23 protein-coding genes are annotated in these 19,130 nt (G+C 69.4%); 17 read left to right on the plus strand and 6 right to left on the minus strand.

Annotated elements, in window-relative coordinates; translation table 11 throughout:
* Positions 1 to 107 precede the first annotated feature (107 nt).
* The 7 genes from BLT25_RS00530 to BLT25_RS00560 all read left to right on the plus strand — a co-directional run bounded on the left by BLT25_RS00530 (position 108) and on the right by BLT25_RS00560 (position 5,681).
* Positions 108 to 425, plus strand: coding sequence for a hypothetical protein (locus BLT25_RS00530; RefSeq protein ID WP_091040914.1), 318 nt, complete (start codon positions 108 to 110; stop codon positions 423 to 425).
* Positions 426 to 456: 31 nt separating this feature from the next.
* The gene (locus BLT25_RS00535; protein WP_091042336.1) at positions 457 to 1,371 is read left to right on the plus strand and encodes an ABC transporter ATP-binding protein; all 915 of its coding nucleotides are present in this window, start codon (positions 457 to 459) and stop codon (positions 1,369 to 1,371) included.
* Positions 1,371 to 2,201 (plus strand): ABC transporter permease, encoded by an 831-nt coding sequence (locus tag BLT25_RS00540; protein ID WP_091040916.1) that lies wholly within the window; start codon positions 1,371 to 1,373, stop codon positions 2,199 to 2,201. The genes BLT25_RS00535 and BLT25_RS00540 overlap by 1 nt, the downstream gene beginning before the upstream one ends.
* A 1-nt stretch (position 2,202) precedes the next feature.
* A complete protein-coding gene (locus BLT25_RS00545; RefSeq protein WP_091040918.1) occupies positions 2,203 to 3,015 on the plus strand; it encodes an ABC transporter permease in 813 nt (270 codons plus the stop codon).
* A gap of 72 nt (positions 3,016 to 3,087) precedes the next feature.
* Positions 3,088 to 4,236, plus strand: a complete 1,149-nt coding sequence (locus BLT25_RS00550; protein WP_091040920.1) for a methyltransferase domain-containing protein — start codon at positions 3,088 to 3,090, stop codon at positions 4,234 to 4,236.
* Between the two features lie 15 nt (positions 4,237 to 4,251).
* Entirely contained in the window at positions 4,252 to 4,446 is a 195-nt protein-coding gene (locus BLT25_RS00555) for a DUF3046 domain-containing protein (protein ID WP_091040922.1), read from the plus strand.
* Positions 4,443 to 5,681, plus strand: coding sequence for an MFS transporter (locus BLT25_RS00560; RefSeq protein WP_091040924.1), 1,239 nt, complete (start codon positions 4,443 to 4,445; stop codon positions 5,679 to 5,681). Before BLT25_RS00555 ends, BLT25_RS00560 begins: the two co-directional genes overlap by 4 nt.
* Before the next feature lie 44 nt (positions 5,682 to 5,725).
* On the opposite strand, the gene BLT25_RS00565 is transcribed toward BLT25_RS00560, so the two are convergent.
* Both BLT25_RS00565 and BLT25_RS00570 read right to left on the minus strand, forming a co-directional pair.
* On the minus strand, positions 5,726 to 6,373 hold the full coding sequence (locus BLT25_RS00565; protein ID WP_091040926.1) for a DUF305 domain-containing protein: 648 nt from the start codon (positions 6,371 to 6,373) through the stop codon (positions 5,726 to 5,728).
* Positions 6,374 to 6,449: 76 nt separating this feature from the next.
* Complete coding sequence (locus tag BLT25_RS00570) at positions 6,450 to 6,890, minus strand: DUF6153 family protein (RefSeq protein ID WP_143033606.1); 441 nt, start codon at positions 6,888 to 6,890, stop codon at positions 6,450 to 6,452.
* A 133-nt stretch (positions 6,891 to 7,023) separates the two neighbouring features.
* On the opposite strand from BLT25_RS00570, the gene BLT25_RS00575 reads away from it, so the two are divergent.
* The 8 genes from BLT25_RS00575 to BLT25_RS00610 all read left to right on the plus strand — a co-directional run bounded on the left by BLT25_RS00575 (position 7,024) and on the right by BLT25_RS00610 (position 13,098).
* A complete protein-coding gene (locus BLT25_RS00575; RefSeq protein WP_256328384.1) occupies positions 7,024 to 7,728 on the plus strand; it encodes a DUF4396 domain-containing protein in 705 nt (234 codons plus the stop codon).
* A 248-nt stretch (positions 7,729 to 7,976) separates the two neighbouring features.
* Complete coding sequence (gene recA, locus BLT25_RS00580; protein WP_091040930.1) at positions 7,977 to 9,035, plus strand: recombinase RecA; 1,059 nt, start codon at positions 7,977 to 7,979, stop codon at positions 9,033 to 9,035.
* A gap of 67 nt (positions 9,036 to 9,102) precedes the next feature.
* Positions 9,103 to 9,798 carry a regulatory protein RecX gene (locus BLT25_RS00585; RefSeq protein ID WP_091040931.1) on the plus strand — a complete coding sequence of 232 codons (696 nt, stop codon included), beginning with the start codon at positions 9,103 to 9,105 and terminating at the stop codon, positions 9,796 to 9,798.
* Complete coding sequence (locus BLT25_RS00590) at positions 9,795 to 10,295, plus strand: phosphoribosyltransferase (protein ID WP_091040933.1); 501 nt, start codon at positions 9,795 to 9,797, stop codon at positions 10,293 to 10,295. Before BLT25_RS00585 ends, BLT25_RS00590 begins: the two co-directional genes overlap by 4 nt.
* Before the next feature lie 44 nt (positions 10,296 to 10,339).
* Entirely contained in the window at positions 10,340 to 11,035 is a 696-nt protein-coding gene (locus tag BLT25_RS00595) for a GNAT family N-acetyltransferase (protein WP_091040935.1), read from the plus strand.
* Positions 11,036 to 11,066: 31 nt separating this feature from the next.
* Positions 11,067 to 11,909 (plus strand): PPK2 family polyphosphate kinase, encoded by an 843-nt coding sequence (locus BLT25_RS00600; RefSeq protein WP_091040936.1) that lies wholly within the window; start codon positions 11,067 to 11,069, stop codon positions 11,907 to 11,909.
* Positions 11,906 to 12,688, plus strand: coding sequence for a HipA family kinase (locus BLT25_RS00605; protein WP_091040938.1), 783 nt, complete (start codon positions 11,906 to 11,908; stop codon positions 12,686 to 12,688). The genes BLT25_RS00600 and BLT25_RS00605 overlap by 4 nt, the downstream gene beginning before the upstream one ends.
* On the plus strand, positions 12,688 to 13,098 hold the full coding sequence (locus BLT25_RS00610) for a DUF3037 domain-containing protein (RefSeq protein WP_091040940.1): 411 nt from the start codon (positions 12,688 to 12,690) through the stop codon (positions 13,096 to 13,098). The genes BLT25_RS00605 and BLT25_RS00610 overlap by 1 nt, the downstream gene beginning before the upstream one ends.
* Before the next feature lie 138 nt (positions 13,099 to 13,236).
* Here the strand turns inward: BLT25_RS00610 and BLT25_RS00615 are convergent, their stop codons facing one another.
* Genes BLT25_RS00615 through BLT25_RS00625 form a run of 4 tightly spaced genes read right to left on the minus strand, consistent with a single transcriptional unit; the run spans position 13,237 to position 16,667 of the window.
* Positions 13,237 to 13,980, minus strand: coding sequence for a sirohydrochlorin chelatase (locus BLT25_RS00615; RefSeq protein ID WP_091040942.1), 744 nt, complete (start codon positions 13,978 to 13,980; stop codon positions 13,237 to 13,239).
* A 55-nt stretch (positions 13,981 to 14,035) separates the two neighbouring features.
* Entirely contained in the window at positions 14,036 to 14,779 is a 744-nt protein-coding gene (locus BLT25_RS00620) for a phosphoadenylyl-sulfate reductase (RefSeq protein ID WP_091040945.1), read from the minus strand.
* Positions 14,776 to 14,946: a hypothetical protein gene (locus BLT25_RS29660; RefSeq protein ID WP_176883505.1), complete on the minus strand. Its 171-nt coding sequence runs from the start codon at positions 14,944 to 14,946 to the stop codon at positions 14,776 to 14,778. Before BLT25_RS29660 ends, BLT25_RS00620 begins: the two co-directional genes overlap by 4 nt.
* Positions 14,943 to 16,667 carry a nitrite/sulfite reductase gene (locus BLT25_RS00625; RefSeq protein ID WP_091040947.1) on the minus strand — a complete coding sequence of 575 codons (1,725 nt, stop codon included), beginning with the start codon at positions 16,665 to 16,667 and terminating at the stop codon, positions 14,943 to 14,945. Before BLT25_RS00625 ends, BLT25_RS29660 begins: the two co-directional genes overlap by 4 nt.
* Before the next feature lie 464 nt (positions 16,668 to 17,131).
* Here BLT25_RS00625 and BLT25_RS00630 point away from each other — a divergent pair, with 464 nt between their 5' ends.
* A complete protein-coding gene (locus BLT25_RS00630) occupies positions 17,132 to 18,589 on the plus strand; it encodes a glycine hydroxymethyltransferase (protein ID WP_091040949.1) in 1,458 nt (485 codons plus the stop codon).
* A 4-nt stretch (positions 18,590 to 18,593) separates the two neighbouring features.
* Positions 18,594 to 19,130, plus strand: coding sequence for a GNAT family N-acetyltransferase (locus tag BLT25_RS00635; protein WP_091040951.1), 537 nt, complete (start codon positions 18,594 to 18,596; stop codon positions 19,128 to 19,130).

The raw sequence follows: 19,130 nt of genomic DNA on the forward strand, positions 1-19,130 counted from the left end.
CGACCACGGAGTGGGCGCCCAACTGGTTATCGCTGACGGCGTTGGGCATCGGGATGCACAATTGGTGCGTGAGCCTGTTCGATCGCTTCCGACGCCGCGGGACGCGCATGAGCCGTCCGACGGGCGAGAGCTACACCGGATCCACAAGGGTGCGCGCCGCGGACTCCACCGACCAGCAGCATCTCGAGCAGTTCGTGACGACCCGACGTGGTGTCGAGGGGTTCGTCGAGCCGCGCACCGTCGTCAGCGAGGTGACTCTGCTGCTGGTCGCGCACGACGGCGAGTGGACCCGGCGGCGAGTGCCGTCGGCGCAGTGGGCGCACAAGTTCGCCAACCAGCACCAGGTCCCCTCCTACGACGCCGCGGTGGTGGGCGTACCGCAGCGGATGCGCGACTACAACCGGCGCCAGAGGCAGCAGGGTTGATCTAGTCTTTGCCGACGTGGGTGAGGACCTGATGATCTCGGCGCGCGGGCTGCGCAAGTCCTTCGGCGACTTCGAGGCGGTACGCGGCATCGACGTGTCCGTGCGCCCCGGTGTGGCCTTCGGTTTCCTGGGCCCCAACGGCGCCGGCAAGTCCTCGACGATGCGGATGATCTGCTGTGTCTCGCCGCCCAGCGGGGGAGAGCTGCGGGTCTTCGGGATGGATCCGGCCAAGGACGGGCCGAAGATCAAGGCGCGGCTCGGGGTGTGCCCGCAGGAGGACACCCTCGACGTCGAGCTCAACGTCTACGACAACCTCTTCGTCTACGGGCGCTACTTCGGGCTGCCGAGGGCCGAGGTGAAGGGCCGGATCGAGGAGCTGCTCGACTTCGTCCAGCTCACCGACAAGGCCAAGGCCAAGGTCGACGACCTCTCCGGCGGCATGAAGCGACGGCTGACGATCGCCCGGAGCCTGATCAACCGTCCCGAGATCCTGGTGCTCGACGAGCCGACCACCGGCCTGGACCCCCAGGCCCGCCACGTCATCTGGGACCGGCTCTTCCGGCTCAAGCAGGCGGGCGTGACCCTGCTGCTGACCACCCACTACATGGACGAGGCCGAGCAGCTCTGCGACGAGCTCGTGGTCATGGACCAGGGCCGGATCGTGGCCCACGGGACGCCGCTGGGACTCATCCAGCAGCACTCCACGCGCGAGGTCGCCGAGCTGCGCTTCGGCGTCGGTGAGCACGAGGCGCTGGCGGCCAAGGTCGAGGACCTCGCTGAGCGGGTCGAGGTGCTGCCCGACCGGCTGCTGCTCTACAGCGACGACGGCGAGGCGGTCATCGAGGCCGTCCACAGCCGCGACCTGTCGCCGGTGGCCACCCTCGTGCGGCGCTCCTCGCTCGAGGACGTCTTCCTGCACCTGACCGGCCGGACCCTGGTGGACTGATGACCGACTACGCCGACTCGGCACCGGCGACCCCGCCGACGGCACCCGCCGGGCTGGTCTCCGGCGCCCTGCGGATGGGCGACTACTGGCTCACCGTCCTGGCGCGCACCTGGAAGGGCGGGGTGATCACCACCTTCGTGACGCCCTTCTTCTACGTGCTGGCACTCGGCGTGCTGCTCGGAGAGTTCGTGGAGGCCGATCCGGCCACCCTCGAGGGTGCCGACTCCTATCTGGCGTTCGTCGCGCCGGGCATGGTCGCCGCCCACGCGATGACGATCGCCTTCTCCGAGATGACCTATCCGGTCTACGGGATGGTCAAGTGGCAGCGGATCTACTTCTCGATGATCGCCTCGCCGCTCACCGCCTCCCACATCGTGCTGGCCCAGCTGGGCTTCCTGATGCTGCGTACGTTGTTCGCCTGCGGGGTCTTCCTGCTGGTCCTGGCGCCTTTCGGGGTCTTCGAGACGTGGTGGGGCGTGCTGACGGCGTGGTTGGTACAGGGGCTGGTCGTGCTCGCCTTCGGGACGCCGGTGCTGCTGTTCTCGCTCTCGATCAAGGGCGAGGAGTCCTTCGCGCTGATCTTCCGGCTGGGGATGATCCCGCTGACGCTGTTCTCCGGCACGTTCTTCCCCGTCGCCAACCTCGGGCCGGTGCTGGAGAAGGTCGCGATGGCCTCGCCGCTGTGGCAAGGGGTCAACCTGACCCGGATGCTCGCGCTGGGCGAGATCGACTGGGCGCTGGCCGCGGTCCATGTCGGCTATCTCGGGCTGCTCGCGGGCGTGTGCTGGTGGCTCGCGGTGCGCAGGCTTGGCGAGAGGCTGGTCTCCTGAGATGGCGCTCTTCACCGCCGCCGTGGGCGCCACCGTCGCCCGGCCGCTGCGAGGCGGCGCGGCCGCCCGGCTGCTGCTGTGGCGCAACATCCTGGTCTACCGGCGCGCCTGGCTGGTCTTCATCACCGGCTTCCTGGAGCCGGTCTTCTACCTGTTCTCGATCGGCATCGGCGTGGGTGCGATGGTGGTCGGCTTCGAGTACGCCGGGAAGCCGGTCGACTATCGCGAGTTCGTCGCGCCCGGGATGATCGCGGCCTCGGCGATGAACGGGTCGCTGCTCGATGCGACGTTCAACTTCTTCTTCAAGCTGAAGTACAACAAGCTCTACGACCAGATGCTGGCCACCCCGCTGCGTACGGTCGACATCGCGGTCGGCGAGATCCTCTGGAACCAGCTGCGCAGCGGGATCTACGTGACCGCGTTCCTGCTGATCATGGTCGCGATGGACCTGGTCCACTCGTGGTGGGCGCTCCTCGTGGTCCCGGCGGCGCTGCTCATCGGGTCGGCCTTCGGGGCTGTCGGGATGGCCCTGACGACGTACATGACCTCCTGGCAGGACTTCGAGAAGGTCACCCTCGCGATGATGCCGATGTTCCTGTTCAGCGCGACCTTCTTCCCGGTCACGGCCTATCCGGAGTGGCTGCGCTGGATCGTGGAGGTCACGCCGCTCTACCGGGGTGTCGTGCTCTGTCGAGAGCTGACGCTCGGGGTGCCGTCGTGGGGCTCGCTGGTCTCGGTGGTCTATCTCCTTGCGTTCGGCGCCATCGGCCTCGTCGTCGTGCGGCGCCGGCTCGACTCCCTACTGCTGACCTGAGCGGCAGCAAGTCGCGTCTCACAGGCAGGATCTCGCTCGTGAGGTTTCCGGTGGGCCGTCAAGATTGACCTCATGACATATGAAGCGATCACGCCCGACACCAAGGACTGGACCTGGGTGCTCGACCGGCCCTGCCCGGAGTGTGGCTTCATCGCCGGTGCCGTGACCGCGGACCAGCTGCCCGAGATCGTGCGGGACAACGCGACCTACTGGGAGATCTACCTGGCCGCCGACAACGCCCGCGAACGCCCCCGTCCCGGGGTGTGGTCGGCACTGGAGTACGGAGCGCACGTACGCGACGTGCACCGCATCTTCGCCGAGCGGCTGCAGCAGATGCTGACCGAGGACGAGCCGCGCTTCGCCAACTGGGACCAGGACGTGACCGCCCGCGAGGACGACTACGCCGGCCAGGACCCGGCTGTCGTCGCGGAGCAGCTGATGGACGCCGCCGACGAGATCGCGACGATCTACGAGAAGGTCCCGCCGGACGCGTGGGGCCGCCGCGGGACCCGGTCCAACGGCGACGTGTTCAGCGTCGAGTCGCTGGGCCGCTACCACCTCCACGACGTCGTCCACCACCTGTGGGACGTACGCTCGGCCGCCAAGCGGGCGACCGTCGCCGCCTACGACGCCGGCGTCGCGACGTACGTCCAGGGCAGCTCGTTCTCCGAGGAGAACCGCTCGGTCCTGGACAGGTTCCTGGCCGTGCTCGAGCCCGGCGACCACGTGCTCGAGATCGGCACCGGGCCGGGCCACGACGCGAAGGCCCTCGAAGCCGGGGGAGTGCGGGTGCGGCGCACCGACATCAGCGAAGGGTTCGTGGCGCACCTGCGCAAGCAGGGGTACGCCGCGGCCTGCCTGGACCCGCTGACCGACGACCTGCGCGACCCGGTCCACCCCGACGTCCCCTATGCCGCGGTCTGGGCCTCGGCGACGCTGCTGCACGTGGCCCGCGACGACCTCGGGACGGTGCTCGCCCGGCTCGCCGAGGTGACCCGCCCCGGCGGCGCGCTGCACGTGTCGATGAAGGAGGGCGACGGCGAGGAGTGGACCGACCGCGGTCACATCGAGGCTCCCCGCCTCTTCGTCTACTGGCGCGAGCCCGCGCTCCGGGAGGCGCTGGCCGAGGCCGGCTGGGAGGTGCTCGAGGTCGGGCACGCCGACGGGCGCCTCGGCGACGTCTGGCTCGACGTCCTCGCCCGCAGGCCCGACCGAGCCTGAGTAGCATTCGGGGCGATGAGACACACGGAGTTCTGGACCCGGATGGATGAGGCGCTCGGCGCGGGCTACGCGCGAGCGTGGGCACGCCAGTTCGTCATGGGCGACCTGAGCGGGCGCACCGCCCAGGAAGCCCTCGACGACGGCGTCCCGCCCAAGGAGGTCTGGGCCGCGGTGTGGAAGGCCCTGGAGCTGCCGGCGCGTGAGCGGTGACGCTGGCCGCACCGGCCTCGGTGGCCGCGGTCCAGAAGCGCACCATCCTCACCCTGGTCGCCAACCAGGCGGTCGGCGCGATGGGCATCACGATCGGCATCGCGACCGCCTCCCTGCTGGCGCGCGACCTGTCCGGCTCGGAGTCGATGGCCGGTCTCTCCCAGACGACCCAGGTGCTCGGCGCCGCCGTGGCTGCGTACGTCCTGGGGCGGGTGATGGACGCGCGTGGGCGCCGGTTCGGGCTGGTGGCGGGCTACCTGCTCGGGGCGGCCGGTGGGCTGCTGGCGGTGCTGGCCGGCGTGGTCGGCTCGATGATCCTGCTGCTGGTCGGGGCGGTGCTGCTGGGTGCGACCACCGCGGCGAACAACGGCGCGCGCTACGCAGCCACTGACCTGGCACCCGCCAGGAGCCGTGCGCGGGCGCTGTCGGTCGTGGTCTGGGCCACGACGTTCGGTGCGGTGATCGGCCCCAACCTGACCGGCGTCGCCGAGATCTTCTCCGACGCCGTCGGGATCCCGGTGCTCACCGGTCCGTTCGCGATCGGGTCGATGGGGATGCTGGCCGCCGCACTGGTGGTCGGGGTCTTCCTGCGACCCGACCCGCTGCTGGTCGCCCGGGAGGGTGCTCCGGCCACGGAGAAGGCGAAGGGAACGAGCTGGCGCCGGGCGATCGCCGTCATCCGGGAGCGGCCCGCGCTGGCGGCGGCGGTCGTCGGGCAGGCCGCGGCGCACGCCACGATGGTGGCGGTGATGGTGATGACCCCGCTCCACATGGAGCACGGCGGCGCCGGCCTGGAGATCATCGGACTGGTGATCAGCGGGCACGTCCTGGGCATGTTCGCCTTCGCGCCGGTCGCCGGCTGGCTGGCCGACCGCGTCGGCCGGGCCGACGTGATGGCGCTGGGCGGCGGAGTGCTCCTGGTGTCCCTGGTCCTGTGCGCCGCCGCGCCGGAAGGCAGCTCCGGGCGGATCTTCGTCGGGCTCTTCCTGCTCGGTCTCGGCTGGTCGTTGGCCACGATCGCGGCGGCCACCTCGGTCGCCGATCACACCCCGATCGAGGTGCGCGCCGACGTCCAGGGCACCGCCGACCTGATCATGGGTGTCGCCGCTGCTTCCGCCGGGGCTGTGTCGGGAGTCGTCGTCGACGTGGCCGGATATCCGACGCTCGCGCTCGGCACGATCCTGCTGGTCGCGGTGCTGTTCGGGGCTGCGTACGTGGCCCGTCGGGCGGCCTGAGAAGGCAGGGCCCGCAGCTGCGGGCCCTGCCCCTGCCGGGATCCTCAGCCGAGGAGCTTCTCCATGGTCTCGATCTCGGTCGACTGCGACTCGATGATCGTCCCGGCCAGGTCGACGGCCGGCTTGAACCGGCCCTCGCCCTGCTCGGTCTCGGACATCTCGACCGCACCCTCGTGGTGCTCGACCATCATCTCCAGCCACATGTCCTGGAACTCGGCGTCGGAGGCCTTCTCCAGGGCATCCATGTCCTCGCCCGACATCATCCCGGGCATGTCCGCGTCCATGCCCGCCATCGAGTCGGACATGCTGCTGTCACCGTCGTCGCCGTGACCCTCGTGGCCGCCGTTGACGTGGTCGCGCATCGTCGCGGGCACGTCCTCGCCCCACTGCAGGAGCCAGCCGGACATCGTCTCGATCTCGGGGCTCTGCGCCGCGCGGATCGAGTCGGCCAGCTCCTGGACCTCGGGGTCGAGCGAGCGGTCCATGGTCAGGTCGACCATCGACAGCGCCTGGGCGTGGTGCTGGATCATGTCGCTCGCGAAGGCGACGTCGGCCTTGTTGTGCTCGGTCTCCGAGAGCTTCTGAGGTTTCTTGGCATCCTCGCCGCTGCCGCCGCAGGCGGACAGGGTGAGCAGCACGGCCAGGCCGGCCGCGGCCCAGGTCGAGCGGATGAGGGGTCGTTGCGTACGCATCTGTTGTTTTCTCCTTGTCATGTGCTGTGTCGGGCATCGCTGACCCACCCGCGATGGCGGGTGCGGTCAGGGCCGCTCAGCACCTGATGACGGAGAACGCCCACTCCGGTGGCGGGCCGGTCGCGGGAGGCGTGCGGAAGGGCGTGGACCCGGTGGCCCGGGGTGAGCTGCCGGTCCGGGTGAACCACCAGGCAGGAGTACGCCGCCGCAGCCCGCTCAGCAGCAGCGCGCCCGCGGCGAGCAGGAACGCTGCGCACAGCATCATCGCCGTATGTTCGTCCCCGCCCTGGTGACCGGTGTGGTCGGCGGCACCGGTGGCCGCGTGGTCAAGGGCGTGGGCGTGCTCCATGTGCGCGGCGGGCAGGCTCAAGGTGCCGTGCTCGCCGTCGGTGCCGGTGCCGTGCATGCTCAGCGCGTGCATGGCCAGCAGACCGGCGACCGTGACCACGACCGCCGCCAGCAGACCGGCGCGTGCGACCACCCGGGTCGTCCGCCGCCGTCCTCGCACTGTCCACACACCGCAACACCTTAGGGAGTCGTCAGCGGTTGGACAAAGCGGGCTCCCGAGGCGGATATCACTTGCGAGTGCATACCCCCATGGGGTATGAATGAGATGTAGGAACACCGAACGATCGAGCAAGGGGAGCGACATGATGTCGCATGACGAGCACCTGCACGCTGGGCACGACCACGCCGGACATCAGCACGCGATGCACGGGGGCCACGGCGACCACTCCGCGCACGGCGGCGGATCCGGGGTGAACGCGATGGCGGCCAGCGCCACGCTGCACTGCCTCACCGGGTGCGCGATCGGCGAGATCGCCGGACTGATGATCGGCACCGCGATCGGGCTCAGCACGGGGTGGACGATCGCCCTGGCCGTCGCGCTCGCGTTCGTCTTCGGCTACGCCCTCTCGACGCTGCCGCTGCTCAAGTCGGGCATGGCCGTCGGTGCGGCGCTCAGCGTCGTGCTGGCCGCCGACACCCTCTCGATCGCCACGATGGAGCTGGTCGACAACCTGGTCATGGCGCTCATCCCCGGCGCCATGGAGGCCGGGCTCGTCAATGTCGTGTTCTGGGTGGGGATGATGATCGCGCTCTCGGTGGCCTTCGTGGCGGCCTTCCCGGTCAACCGCTACCTGCTCAAGCGGGGCAAGGGGCACGCGCTGACGCACCAGTATCACGGCGCGGAGCCGGTCCAGGAAGGCGTACGCCGCTTCATTCCGTCCTTCTCCAGCGGCGCGCTCGCGGCGGTGATCATCGCGTTCATGCTCGGTGGCCTGTCGGTCGCGATCGCCGATGAGATCGGTGACGGCCCGGCTCCGGTCGAGGAGGTCGAGATGCAGGGCCACTGAGGATCCGGCGACCTCGACACGCCCGAACAGGTGTTCACATCGAACGCTTGTTCGGGCTAGTGTGTGGTAGTAGGTGGAGCGTGGTTCGTGCAATCGCCCAGGCAAAAACCGGGTCGTGAAACACCGTGCCAGAGGGTCCCGTTCAAAACTGTCGGTGGTCCCGTCTAGCGTCTGCCTTGATGACGACGAAGACACGTGGACAAGCGGCAGGCAAGGGGAAGAAGTCTTCCCCTCAGGAAGGAAAGAACATGGCGGCAGGTGATCGCGAGAAGGCATTGGACGCCGCTCTCGCCAACATCGAGAGGCAGTTCGGCAAGGGCTCGGTCATGCGGCTGGGCGATGAGACCCGGGCTCCGCTGGAAGTGATCCCGACCGGCTCGATCGCGCTCGACGTGGCGCTGGGGCTGGGCGGTCTGCCCCGCGGGCGGGTCGTGGAGATCTACGGTCCGGAATCCTCGGGTAAGACGACGGTGGCCCTCCACTCGGTCGCCAGCGCGCAGCGTGCCGGCGGCATCGTGGCCTTCATCGACGCCGAGCACGCGCTCGACCCGGAATACGCGAAGAACCTCGGCGTCGACACCGACGCCCTGCTGGTCTCCCAGCCGGACTCGGGTGAGCAGGCCCTGGAGATCGCCGACATGCTGATCCGCTCGGGTGCGCTCGACCTGATCGTCATCGACTCCGTCGCGGCGCTGGTGCCGCGGGCCGAGATCGAGGGCGAGATGGGCGACAGCCACGTCGGCCTCCAGGCTCGACTGATGAGCCAGGCGCTGCGGAAGATGACCGGTGCGCTCAACAACTCCGGCACCACCGCGATCTTCATCAACCAGCTGCGCGAGAAGATCGGCGTGATGTTCGGCTCGCCCGAGACCACGACCGGTGGTCGCGCGCTGAAGTTCTACTCCTCGGTGCGGCTCGACGTGCGCCGGATCGAGACGCTCAAGGACGGCACCGACATGGTCGGCAACCGCACCCGCGTCAAGGTCGTGAAGAACAAGGTGGCCCCGCCGTTCAAGCAGGCCGAGTTCGACATCATGTACGGGAAGGGCATCTCCCGCGAGGGCGGCCTGATCGACGTCGGTGTCGAGGCGGGCCTGGTCCGCAAGGCCGGTGCTTGGTACACCTACGAGGGCGATCAGCTCGGCCAGGGCAAGGAGAACTCCCGCAACTTCCTCAAGGACAACCCCGACCTGGCCAACGAGCTGGAGAAGCGGATCCTGGAGAAGCTCGGCGTCGTACCGACGGTCGACGCCCCGGCCGACGGCGAGGCGCCCGCGGCCGAGCCCGCCGGCGTCGAGGACTTCTAGGTCCGAAGGAACCGGCTGACCCGTGGCTTCGTCAAGGCCTGACCGTTCGTCCACCCAGGATCCCTGGGTGGACGAACGGCCTGCGCCCGACTGGCTGGGCGACGTCTCGCTCGGCGTAGAAGCCTGGGCCGGCAAGTCCCGCTCGCCGGTTGAGCCGGACTCGCGAGGAACGAGCGAGTCCGTGTCGAAACCAACGCGGTCGCGTACGCGCAAACCCCGCCCCGCAGACCCCGCAGACCCCAAGAACGACCCCGAGCCCGACCACGAGGCCATCGCCCGCAAGATCCTCCTCGACGCCCTGACCGGCCAGGCGCGCAGCCGCAAGGAGCTCGCCGACAAGCTCGAGAAGAAGGAGGTTCCGGCGGCCCTGGCGACACGGCTGCTGGACCGCTTCGAAGAGGTCGGCCTGATCGACGACGAGGCCTTCGCCAAGGCCTGGATCGCCAGCCGACAGCCCGGAAAGGGTCTGGCCCGACGGGCCCTGGCCCAGGAGCTGCGCCGCAAGGGCATCGACGACGACGTGGCCCGCGACGCGCTCGATGAGATCGACCCCGACGACGAGCGCGAGGCCGGCCGGCGGATGGTCCGGCGCAAGCTGCGCTCCCTGGAGCGCTTCGACGACCAGACCAAGACCCGGCGTCTGGTCGGGATGCTCGCCCGCAAGGGATACGGCGCCGGTGTGGCCTACAGCATCGTTCGCGAGGAGCTCGCTCTGGCCGATGACGATGGCACCGGCGGTCTCGTGTCAGAATCCGATCTGTGAGTGAGCAGCAAGAGCGCGAGATCCTGACCTACGACCTCTTCGGCACCGCAGTGCGCGACATCGCCCAGAAGGTCGTCGACAGCGGCTACGAGCCCGACATCGTGCTCTCCATCGCCCGAGGCGGTCTGGCCCTGGGGATGGGCCTGGGCTACGCCCTCGATGTGAAGAACCTGTCCGCGGTCAACGTGGAGTTCTACACCGGCATCAACGAGCGCCTCGACGTCCCGATCATGCTCCCGCCGACCCCCGCGGCCGTCGACCTGACCGGGATGAAGGTGCTCATCGCCGACGACGTCGCCGACACCGGCAAGACCTTGGAGATCGTCCACGACTTCTGCGAGGGCCACGTGGCCGAGGCCCGCACCGCGGTGATCTTCGAGAAGCCGTGGACGGTGATCAACGCCGACTACGTCTACAAGAAGACCGACCGCTGGATCGACTTCCCGTGGTCCTCCCAGCCGCCGCTCGTCGACCGCCGCGGCGGCCAGGCCCACTGACCCGGCGGCCAGGCCCACTGACCCGGCGGCGTTAACCTGGGTGCATGTTCACGCCGGTCGCGGTCCATACGGGGACACACCGTCTCGGTGGCGTGACTCGTCCGGGGGAGAGCTGGGCATCGGCGGCGACGAGGATCGCCGGGCGACCTGCGTACGCCGTGGACCTCTCCGGTGAGGTGAAGGAGTTCTCCTCCGACCCGATGCCGGTGGTGGCGCTGCGGCCGATGACCCGCGGCGACCTGCCTCATCTGATCCGGTGGCTCAACGCCGAGCACGTGCACCGGTGGTACGCCGTCGACGGGGAGCCGACGCCCGAGTGGGTGGCCGACAACTACGGCCCGGACATCGACGGCAAGACCCCGGTGACGTTCTGGGTGATCGAGGTCAACGGGCGCTCGATCGGCTTCTGCCAGGACTACCGGATCAGCGACGAGCCCGACTACGCGTTGCTCACCCCCGATCCCGACGCGATCGGCTTCGACTACGCGATCGGCGAGCCGGCCTTCGTAGGCCGTGGGATCGGGCCGCGGATGGCCTGGGTCTGGATCACCTCGATCCTGCGCCGCTATCCCGATGCGACGGCCTGCTTCGCCGCCCCCGACCACCGCAACGCCGCCTCACTGCGGATGCTCGCCAAGGTCGGCTTCGAGCAGGGCACCTGGTTCGACGAACCCCAGCCCGACGGCTCGACGACCACGATGGTCGGCTGCTCCCTGGATCTTCGGCGCGTACTCGGCTGACGACCTGGGCGTCGGCACCTATCGTCGTCTCATGAGCCTTCTTGATGAGCTCCGGCTGCCGGCCGGTGCGGTGGACCTGCGGAAGTACGACACCAACTCCGCGCCCGGCGTCGGCGCCGACAAGGAGACCGGCAAGCAGGTGCTCGCCGAGCTCGGCCCGACGCTGATCGAGCTGCAGACCAAGCTGTTCGCCTCGAAGGAGGGCGATGACCCCAGGCGGGTGCTGCTCATCCTGCAGGGGATGGACACCTCCGGGAAGGGTGGCGTGCTCAAGCACACCGTCGGGCTGGTCGACCCGGTCGGCGTGAAGATCACCAGCTTCAAGGCACCGACAGACGAGGAGCGGGCCCGGGACTTCCTGTGGCGGATCGAGAGGTCGGTGCCGGAGCCCGGTTACCTCGGTGTCTTCGACCGCTCCCAGTATGAGGATGTGCTGATCGGCCGCGTCCGCGAGCTCGCCTCCGCTGAGGAGATCGAGCGGCGCTACGACGCCATCAACGACTTCGAGAAGCGCCTGACCGACGACGGCACCGTCATCCTCAAGTGCATGCTCCACATCTCGCCCAAGGAGCAGAAGAAGCGGCTCCGGGCCCGGCTCGAGGACCCGACGAAGCACTGGAAGTACAGCCCCGGCGACATCGACGAGCGGCAGCTGTGGGACCGCTACCAGGAGGCGTACGAGATTGCGCTGGAGCGCACCAACACCGAGTACGCTCCGTGGTACCTCGTGCCGAGCGACAAGAAGTGGTACCGCAACCTGGCCATCGGCGAGCTGCTCCTGGAGACCCTGGACCGGCTCGACCTCGACTGGCCCGCGCCCCGCTTCGACATCGCCGAGGAGAAGAGACGACTGGAAGAGGACACCATCTCGTGAGTCTGGAGACGGTGCGGGTGACTCGGTATGTCACCCCGCTCCGGGAAGGCGGCAGCCTGCCCGGGATCGTGGAGGCCGACGACCTCGGCACCTATGTCTGCAAGTTCCGCGGCGCCGGGCAGGGGCTGCGGGTGCTGGTCGCGGAGGTGATCGTCACCGGTCTGTGCCGGGCGCTCGACATCCCGACGCCCGAGCAGGTGGTGCTCGACCTCGATCCGGAGATCGCCCGCTACGAGGCCGACGAGGAGGTCCAGGACCTCCTGAACGTGAGCGCCGGGCTCAACCTCGGCATCGACTTCCTCGCAGGTGCCTTCGGCTACGACGCCGCCTACCAGCCCGAGTCGGCGCTGGCCGGGCGGATCCTGTGGATGGACGCGCTGATCGCCAACGTCGACCGCTCCTGGCGCAACCCCAACATGCTGCTGTGGAACGGTGCGCTGTACGTCATCGACCACGGCGCCTCGCTCTACTTCCACCACGTCTGGCCCGGCGGAGGCGGCGACCCGGCTCGCTACGCGGCGCAGCCCTTCGACACCTCCGAGCACATCCTGCGGGCCTACGCGGCCGAGGCGATCGCTCAGAACGACGACCTCGCCTCGCGGCTCGACGACGCGGTGCTGGAGAAGGTGCTCGCCGATGTACCCGACGAGTGGCTCGAGCCCGTCCCCGGCTACGACACCCCGGAGTCGCTGCGCGAGCGCTACGTCGCGTTCCTGCGGGCGCGCCTGGACGGCGAGCGCCCGTGGCTGCCCGCGGCCGAGCCCGCCCAGGAGGCGTGATGGACGCCTACCAGTACGTCGTGCTCCGCTGCGTACCCCGCCCCGAGCGTGAGGAGTTCCTCAACGTCGGCGTGGTCCTGCACTGCCCCGAGCAGAAGTTCCTCGCGGCCCGGTGGGCGCTCGACGAGCAGCGTCTCGCCGCCTTCGCCCCGGGGCTCGAGCTCGCTCTCGTACGGGCCGCCCTGGAGTCGGTGGACCTGATCTGCGCCGGCGCGGCCCACGCCGGCTTCGGCGCGGGCGTCCGCGCGACGGCGTACGGACTGCGGGCGCTCTCCGACAACGAGTCCGCCCGCTTCGGACTCCTCAAGGCCCCGAAGTCCACGGTCCTCCAGCCCGGCCCCGTCCACGGCGGGGTCACCACCGACGCCGCCGCCGAGCTCGACCGCGTCTTCGCCCACCAGATCACCTGACCGCACTGCTGGTCGAGCCGCCGGAGCCGCTGGGCGGAGGCGTGTCGAGACCAACACGGTCCGAGGTCGCGCTCGATGGGACCGTGTTGGTCTCGACACCGCTCGCCGGCGCTCGCGGGCTCGACCAGCGGGGGCGGATCAGACCGGGACGAGCTCCACGGCACCGACCGCGTAACGGGCCAGGATGGTGCGGGCGACCTCGGGGTGGGCGCCCATCGGGTCGGAGACCGCGACGGCGCCGGCCTCGAGGGCGAGCTCCTTGGCGCGGTCGGGCAGCTGTCCGGGAGCCAGGAAGAGCATGCCGACGGCGATGTGGCGGCGGCCCTCGGCGCGGAAGGCACGGACGGCCTCGCCGGTGGCGGGCGGCGCGGCCGAGGCGTACGCGGCCACGACCGGCAGCTTGTGGTGGGAGCCCCAGATCCGGGCCAGGCGGGCCACCGACTGGTTGGCCAGCGAGTCCGAGGAGCCGGCGGCGGCCAGGACGAGAGCGTCGAGCTCGCGCACCCGGGCCGACTTCAGGGACTCCCGCAGGCGCTCGTCGAGCACCTGCAGGAAGACGCTCTCGAGGCCGAGGATCGCGCTGGTGTGGATGCGCAGGCCGGAGTGGCGCGCGGTGGCCTCGGCGATGACGGAGGGTACGTCGACGCGGGCGTGGAACGCCTCGGTCAGCAGCAGCGGCACGACGACGATCTCGTCGTGGCCGGCCTTGACCAGCTTGTCGATGACGGCCTGGAAACGCGGCCGGGAGTGGTCGAGGAAGGCGGCTTCGATGCGGAGGTCGGGGCGCAGGGCGCGTACCTCGGCAACGAGGGCGTTGATGGTCGCGGCGGACTGCGGATCGCGGCTGCCGTGAGCCAGGGCTACCAGAGCGGGAGCTGCCATTGTCTTCATCCTTCGGGTGTTGCAGGGAAAGTCGGAAAGTCTGTGGTGGGGCGGATCAGGCGTGGATGCCGCACTCGGTCTTGCCGGTACCGGCCCATCGCCCGCTGCGCGGGTCCTCGCCGGGAGCGACCCGGCGGGTGCACGGCGCGCAGCCGATCGAGGGATAGCCGTCGTAGACGAGCGGGTTCACGAGCACTCCGTTGTCCTCGATATATCGCTCGACCTGCTCGTCGGACCATCGAGCCATCGGCGATACCTTGACCTTCTGGCGCTTGGCGTCCCAGCCGATCACCGGGGCGATGACCCGGTTCTTCGTCTCCGCGCGGCGCAGGCCGGTGGCCCAGGCGTCGTAGGAGGCGAGCGAGTCGGCCAGGGGCTTGACCTTGCGCAGTGCGCAGCACAGGTCGGGGTCGGTCCGGTAGAGGTCCTTGCCGTATTCGGCGTCCTGCTCGGCCACGCTCTGCACGGGCGTGATCGTGAGGAGGTTGACCGGCATCGTCGCCTCGACGGCGTCGCGGGTGCCGATCGTCTCGATGAAGTGGTAGCCGGTGTCGAGGAAGACCACGTCGATACCGGGTACGACCTTGGAGGCGAGATGCGCCAGGACCGCGTCACCCATCGAGGACGTGATCGCGAACCGCTCACCGAAGGTGGCGGCGGCCCACTCGATGATCGTCTCGGCCGGGGCGAGCTCGAGCTCGGCTCCCCAGTGGGAGACGATCTCGCGCAGCTCCTCGGGGCTACGACCCTCGGTGTCCACCCCGCGGTTGGCCCGGGCGGCTGCTGTGCTGACGCTCATGCCTGCGCCTCCTTCGTGACGGTCCGAGAGATCTGGCCCAACGACTTCAGCTGGAAGGCCCGCAGGCAGGCGCGGCACTCCCAGGACCCGTGCGTGGCCTCGTGGGGCCACAGGTCGGTCTCCCCGCAGAACGGGCAGTGGAAAGGCGTGCTGGCGCGGGAGCTCATGCCGGCACCTCGCTCAAGGCCTTCTCGCCGCGCAGCAGGACCTCGTCGGCCCGTGCGGTCCAGGCCGAGAAGGTCTCGCCGTCGGTGCGGTCGGCCAGGTAGTTGACGACCAGCGCGGAGATGTAGTCGTCGAGCCCGACGGAGGTGACCTTGTGGGCCCGCAGCTTGCGCCCGAAGTTGGCGGTCAGCCCGGTCGCGCCGCCCAGGTGCACCTGGAAGCCCTCGACCTGGTTGCCCTCGTCGTCGAGGACGAGCTGGCCCTTGAGCCCGATGTCGGCGACCTGAGTCCGGGCGCAGGCGTTGGGGCAGCCGTTGACGTTGACGGTGATCGAGGCGTCCAGCTCCGGGAACCGCGACTCGAGCGAGGCGATCAGGTCGCGCGCCCGGTCCTTGGTGTCCACGATGGCGAGCTTGCAGAACTCGATCCCGGTGCAGGCCATCGTGTTCTGGCGCCAGTTGGAGGGCCGTGCGGAGAACCCGATCAGGTCCAGCGCGGTGATCAGGTCCTCGACGACCGCGGGCTCGACACCGATGAGCACGATCTTCTGGTACGGAGTGAGCCGAGCGCCCTCGACGGCGAACTTCTCCATCACGCCGGCGAGCTCGACCAGGTGGGTGCCGGAGATGCGCCCGGCGATCGGCGCCAGGCCGACGTACTTCTTGCCGTCCTTCTGGTCGTGGACGCCGACGTGGTCGCGGTGACCCAGGGGTGACTCGGGGGAGGGGTTGGAGACGAGCTGACGGTCGAGGTACTCGTTCTCGAGGACCTCGCGGAACTTCTCCTTGCCCCAGTCGGCGACCAGGAACTTCAGCCGGGCCCGCGAGCGCAGCCGGCGGTAGCCGTAGTCGCGGAAGATGCCCGCGACGCCGGCCCACACGTCGGCGACCTCGTCGAGCGGCACCCACACGCCGAGCTTCTCGGCCAGGCGCGGGTTGGTGGACAGACCGCCGCCGACCCAGACGTCGAAGCCGGGCCCATGCTCGGGGTGGACGGTGCCGACGAAGGCGATGTCGTTGATCTCGGGCGCCACGTCGTGCGAGGGGTGGCCGGTCAGCGCGGTCTTGAACTTGCGCGGGAAGTTCGAGAAGGCCGGGTCGCCCAGGTAGCGGGACTCGATCTCGCGCAGCGCCGAGGTGCCGTCGATGATCTCGTCGGCGGCGACGCCCGCGACCGGCGAGCCGAGGAACGGCCGTGGCGAGTCGCCGCAGGCCTCGGTCGAGTGCAGCCCGACCTCCTCGAGGCGCGACCAGATCTCCGGTACGTCGACGATGTCGATCCAGTGGTACTGGATGTTCTCGCGGTCGGTGATGTCGGCGGTGTCCCGGGCGAAGTCGACACCGATCTGACCCAGCGTGCGCACCGCGGCGGGGGAGAGGAGCTTGCCGTCGGAGCGGACCCGCATCATGAAGTAGCGGTCGTCGAGCTCCTCCTCGTCGAGGATGGCGGTCTTGCCGCCGTCGATCCCGGGCTTGCGCTGGGTGTAGAGGCCGAACCACCGGAAGCGGCCGCGCATGTCGGCCGGGTCGATCGAGTCGAACCCACGCTTGGAGTAGGTGTAGAGGATCCGGTCGCGAACGTTGAGCGGGTCGTCGTTCTTCTTCGACTCCTCGTTCTTGTTCAGAGGCTCGGTGTAGCCGAGGGCCCACTGGCCCTCGCCCTTCTTGGGGCGGGGGATCTCGGTTCGGGTGGCGCGCTTGGCCTGAAACCGGTTGTCGCTCATGTCAGAGAAACCTTTGCGTCGGTCGTGGACGCACGGCGGAGCAGGGACGTGCTCGCGGCGGGCGCCCGGGATGTCTGTCGGGCGGCGGGCCAGCGGCTCGACGCGGGGGATGCGGAGCGCTGGGCGTCAGTGGCGCCAACAGATCGAGCTGCGGATGCGGCAATAGTCCACGTGGCGTCGAACCACGAGGTGCGCATGTGTTGCAGCAGTGACCATGTCAAGGAGTCTCAGGTAGCGGACGGCCCGCACGCAATCTGGAATCCCGATATATGAGACATTGGTCCGTTATGTGGGACGTTCCCGCTTGTTCACGCGGGCGGTGTGGCCGAGGTCACCATCTGGTCACGGTCTCTTAACCAGGCTGAGCAGTCAGTCATTCCCACGGGCGGTGATAGAGGACGTACGCAAGGCACCGGGCGACCACGATGCTGCTCTCGTCCGCGCGGCTGACTAGGCTGTGACCCATGAGCGATCTGTCTGCCCCGGTGAATTCAGGCACTGTGAGTTCTGCCTACAACCAAGCCCTCGAGGTCATCGCCTCCGTGGAGCCCCGCATCGCCGAGGCGACCAAGCAGGAGCTCGCCGACCAGCGCGCCAGCCTCAAGCTGATCGCGAGCGAGAACTACGCGAGCCCCGCCACGCTGATGACGATGGGCACCTGGTTCTCCGACAAGTACGCCGAGGGCACCGTCGGCCACCGCTTCTACGCCGGCTGCCAGAACGTCGACACCGTCGAGCAGATCGCCGCCGAGCACGCCAAGGAGCTCTTCGGCGCCGAGTACGCCTACGTTCAGCCCCACTCCGGCATCGACGCCAACCTGACGGCCTACTGGGCCATCCTCGCCCACCGGGTCGAGGGCCCGTGGCTGGAGAAGATGGCCGTCAAGAACATGAACGAGCTCTCCGAGGCCGACTGGGAGACGCTGCGTGCCGAGCTCGGCAACCAGCGCCTGCTGGGCATGTCGCTGGACGCCGGCGGCCACCTCACCCACGGCTTCCGCCCGAACATCTCGGGCAAGATGTTCCACCAGAACCAGTACGGCACCGACCCGGAGACCGGGCTGCTCGACTACGATTCGCTGCGTGCCAAGGCGAAGGAGTTCCAGCCGCTGATCATCGTGGCCGGCTACTCCGCCTACCCGCGCCGGGTGAACTTCGCCAAGATGCGCGAGATCGCCGACGAGGTCGGCGCCACCCTGATGGTCGACATGGCCCACTTCGCCGGGCTCGTCGCCGGCAAGGTCTTCCAGGGCGAGGAGAACCCTGTTCCCTACGCCGACGTCGTCACCTCGACCTCCCACAAGTCGCTCCGCGGCCCGCGCGGTGGCTTCATCCTCGCCACAGAGGAGTACGCCCCGAGCGTCGACCGCGGCTGCCCGATGGTCCTCGGCGGCCCGCTCTCGCACGTCATGGCCGCGAAGGCCGTCGCCTTCGCCGAGGCGAAGCAGGAGAGCTTCCAGACCTACGCCCAGCAGGTCGCCGACAACGCCAAGTCGCTCGCCGAGGGCTTCCTCAAGCGCGGCGCCAAGCTGGTCACCGGCGGCACCGACAACCACCTCGTGCTGCTGGACGTGACGAGCTTCGGCCTCACCGGCCGCCAGGCCGAGTCGGCGCTGCTCGACTCCGGCGTGGTCACCAACCGCAACTCGGTCCCGGCCGACCCCAACGGTGCCTGGTACACCTCGGGCATCCGCCTCGGCACCCCGGCGCTGACCACCCGCGGCTTCGGCGCCGACGAGTTCGACCGCGTCGCGGAGCTCATCGTCGACGTGCTCTCGAAGACGACCCCCGGCACCACCAAGGCCGGCGGCCCGTCCAAGGCGTCCTACGCCATCGAGGACTCCGTCGCCGACAACACCAAGGCCGCCGCGGCGGAGCTGCTCGCGAAGTTCCCGCTGTACCCCGGTCTCGACCTCGCCTGAGCTCGTGCCTGCTCCGAAGCGACCCAGCTCGATCCCCGGCGTCGGGGCCCCTGAGAAGGTGGTCCCGACGGCGGCGGTGCGTGTCGTCGTCGAGGACGAGTGGCCGGCGCTCAAGAAGGTGCGCCTCGCGGCTCTCCAGGACACACCTCGTGCGTTCTGGGCCTCCTACGACGAGGTGGTGACCTGGCCCGACGAGCGTTGGCGGCTGTGGGCGGCCTCCGGTGCCGCCTACATCGCCTGGCTCGGCGAGAATCCCTCAGGGCTCGCCGCCGGGATCATCCATGACGACGAGCACCACCTGATCAACATGTGGCTCGCCCCCGAGGCGCGTGGTCACGGCCTGGCCGAGGGGCTCATCCTGGCTGTTGCCGGCTGGGCGCGTCGTGACGGCGCCTCGGTGCTGACCCTGTGGGTCGTCGACGGCAACGAGTCCGGGCGCCGCCTCTACGAACGCCTCGGTTTCGAGCTCACCGGTGAGACGCAGCCCTTCCCCGAGGGCGACCCGCGCACCGAGTCGAAGATGGCGCTCCGCCTCACCTGA

The organism is Nocardioides sp. YR527 (assembly GCF_900101045.1).
Classification (GTDB): Bacteria; Actinomycetota; Actinomycetes; order Propionibacteriales; family Nocardioidaceae; genus Nocardioides.

Excerpts from the sequence above, each read along its gene's own strand:
- BLT25_RS00530 (WP_091040914.1), top strand. The coding sequence starts at position 108 with ATGAGCCGTCCGACGGGCGAGAGCTACACCGGATCCACAAGGGTGCGC.
- BLT25_RS00535 (WP_091042336.1), top strand. The coding sequence starts at position 457 with ATGATCTCGGCGCGCGGGCTGCGCAAGTCCTTCGGCGACTTCGAGGCG.
- BLT25_RS00540 (WP_091040916.1), top strand. The coding sequence starts at position 1,371 with ATGACCGACTACGCCGACTCGGCACCGGCGACCCCGCCGACGGCACCC.
- BLT25_RS00545 (WP_091040918.1), top strand. The coding sequence starts at position 2,203 with ATGGCGCTCTTCACCGCCGCCGTGGGCGCCACCGTCGCCCGGCCGCTG.
- BLT25_RS00550 (WP_091040920.1), top strand. The coding sequence starts at position 3,088 with ATGACATATGAAGCGATCACGCCCGACACCAAGGACTGGACCTGGGTG.
- BLT25_RS00555 (WP_091040922.1), top strand. The coding sequence starts at position 4,252 with ATGAGACACACGGAGTTCTGGACCCGGATGGATGAGGCGCTCGGCGCG.
- BLT25_RS00565 (WP_091040926.1), bottom strand. The coding sequence starts at position 6,373 with ATGCGTACGCAACGACCCCTCATCCGCTCGACCTGGGCCGCGGCCGGC.
- BLT25_RS00575 (WP_256328384.1), top strand. The coding sequence starts at position 7,024 with ATGATGTCGCATGACGAGCACCTGCACGCTGGGCACGACCACGCCGGA.
- recA (WP_091040930.1), top strand. The coding sequence starts at position 7,977 with ATGGCGGCAGGTGATCGCGAGAAGGCATTGGACGCCGCTCTCGCCAAC.
- BLT25_RS00595 (WP_091040935.1), top strand. The coding sequence starts at position 10,340 with ATGTTCACGCCGGTCGCGGTCCATACGGGGACACACCGTCTCGGTGGC.
- BLT25_RS00600 (WP_091040936.1), top strand. The coding sequence starts at position 11,067 with ATGAGCCTTCTTGATGAGCTCCGGCTGCCGGCCGGTGCGGTGGACCTG.
- BLT25_RS00610 (WP_091040940.1), top strand. The coding sequence starts at position 12,688 with ATGGACGCCTACCAGTACGTCGTGCTCCGCTGCGTACCCCGCCCCGAG.
- BLT25_RS00615 (WP_091040942.1), bottom strand. The coding sequence starts at position 13,980 with ATGGCAGCTCCCGCTCTGGTAGCCCTGGCTCACGGCAGCCGCGATCCG.
- BLT25_RS00620 (WP_091040945.1), bottom strand. The coding sequence starts at position 14,779 with ATGAGCGTCAGCACAGCAGCCGCCCGGGCCAACCGCGGGGTGGACACC.
- BLT25_RS29660 (WP_176883505.1), bottom strand. The coding sequence starts at position 14,946 with ATGAGCTCCCGCGCCAGCACGCCTTTCCACTGCCCGTTCTGCGGGGAG.
- BLT25_RS00625 (WP_091040947.1), bottom strand. The coding sequence starts at position 16,667 with ATGAGCGACAACCGGTTTCAGGCCAAGCGCGCCACCCGAACCGAGATC.
- BLT25_RS00630 (WP_091040949.1), top strand. The coding sequence starts at position 17,132 with ATGAGCGATCTGTCTGCCCCGGTGAATTCAGGCACTGTGAGTTCTGCC.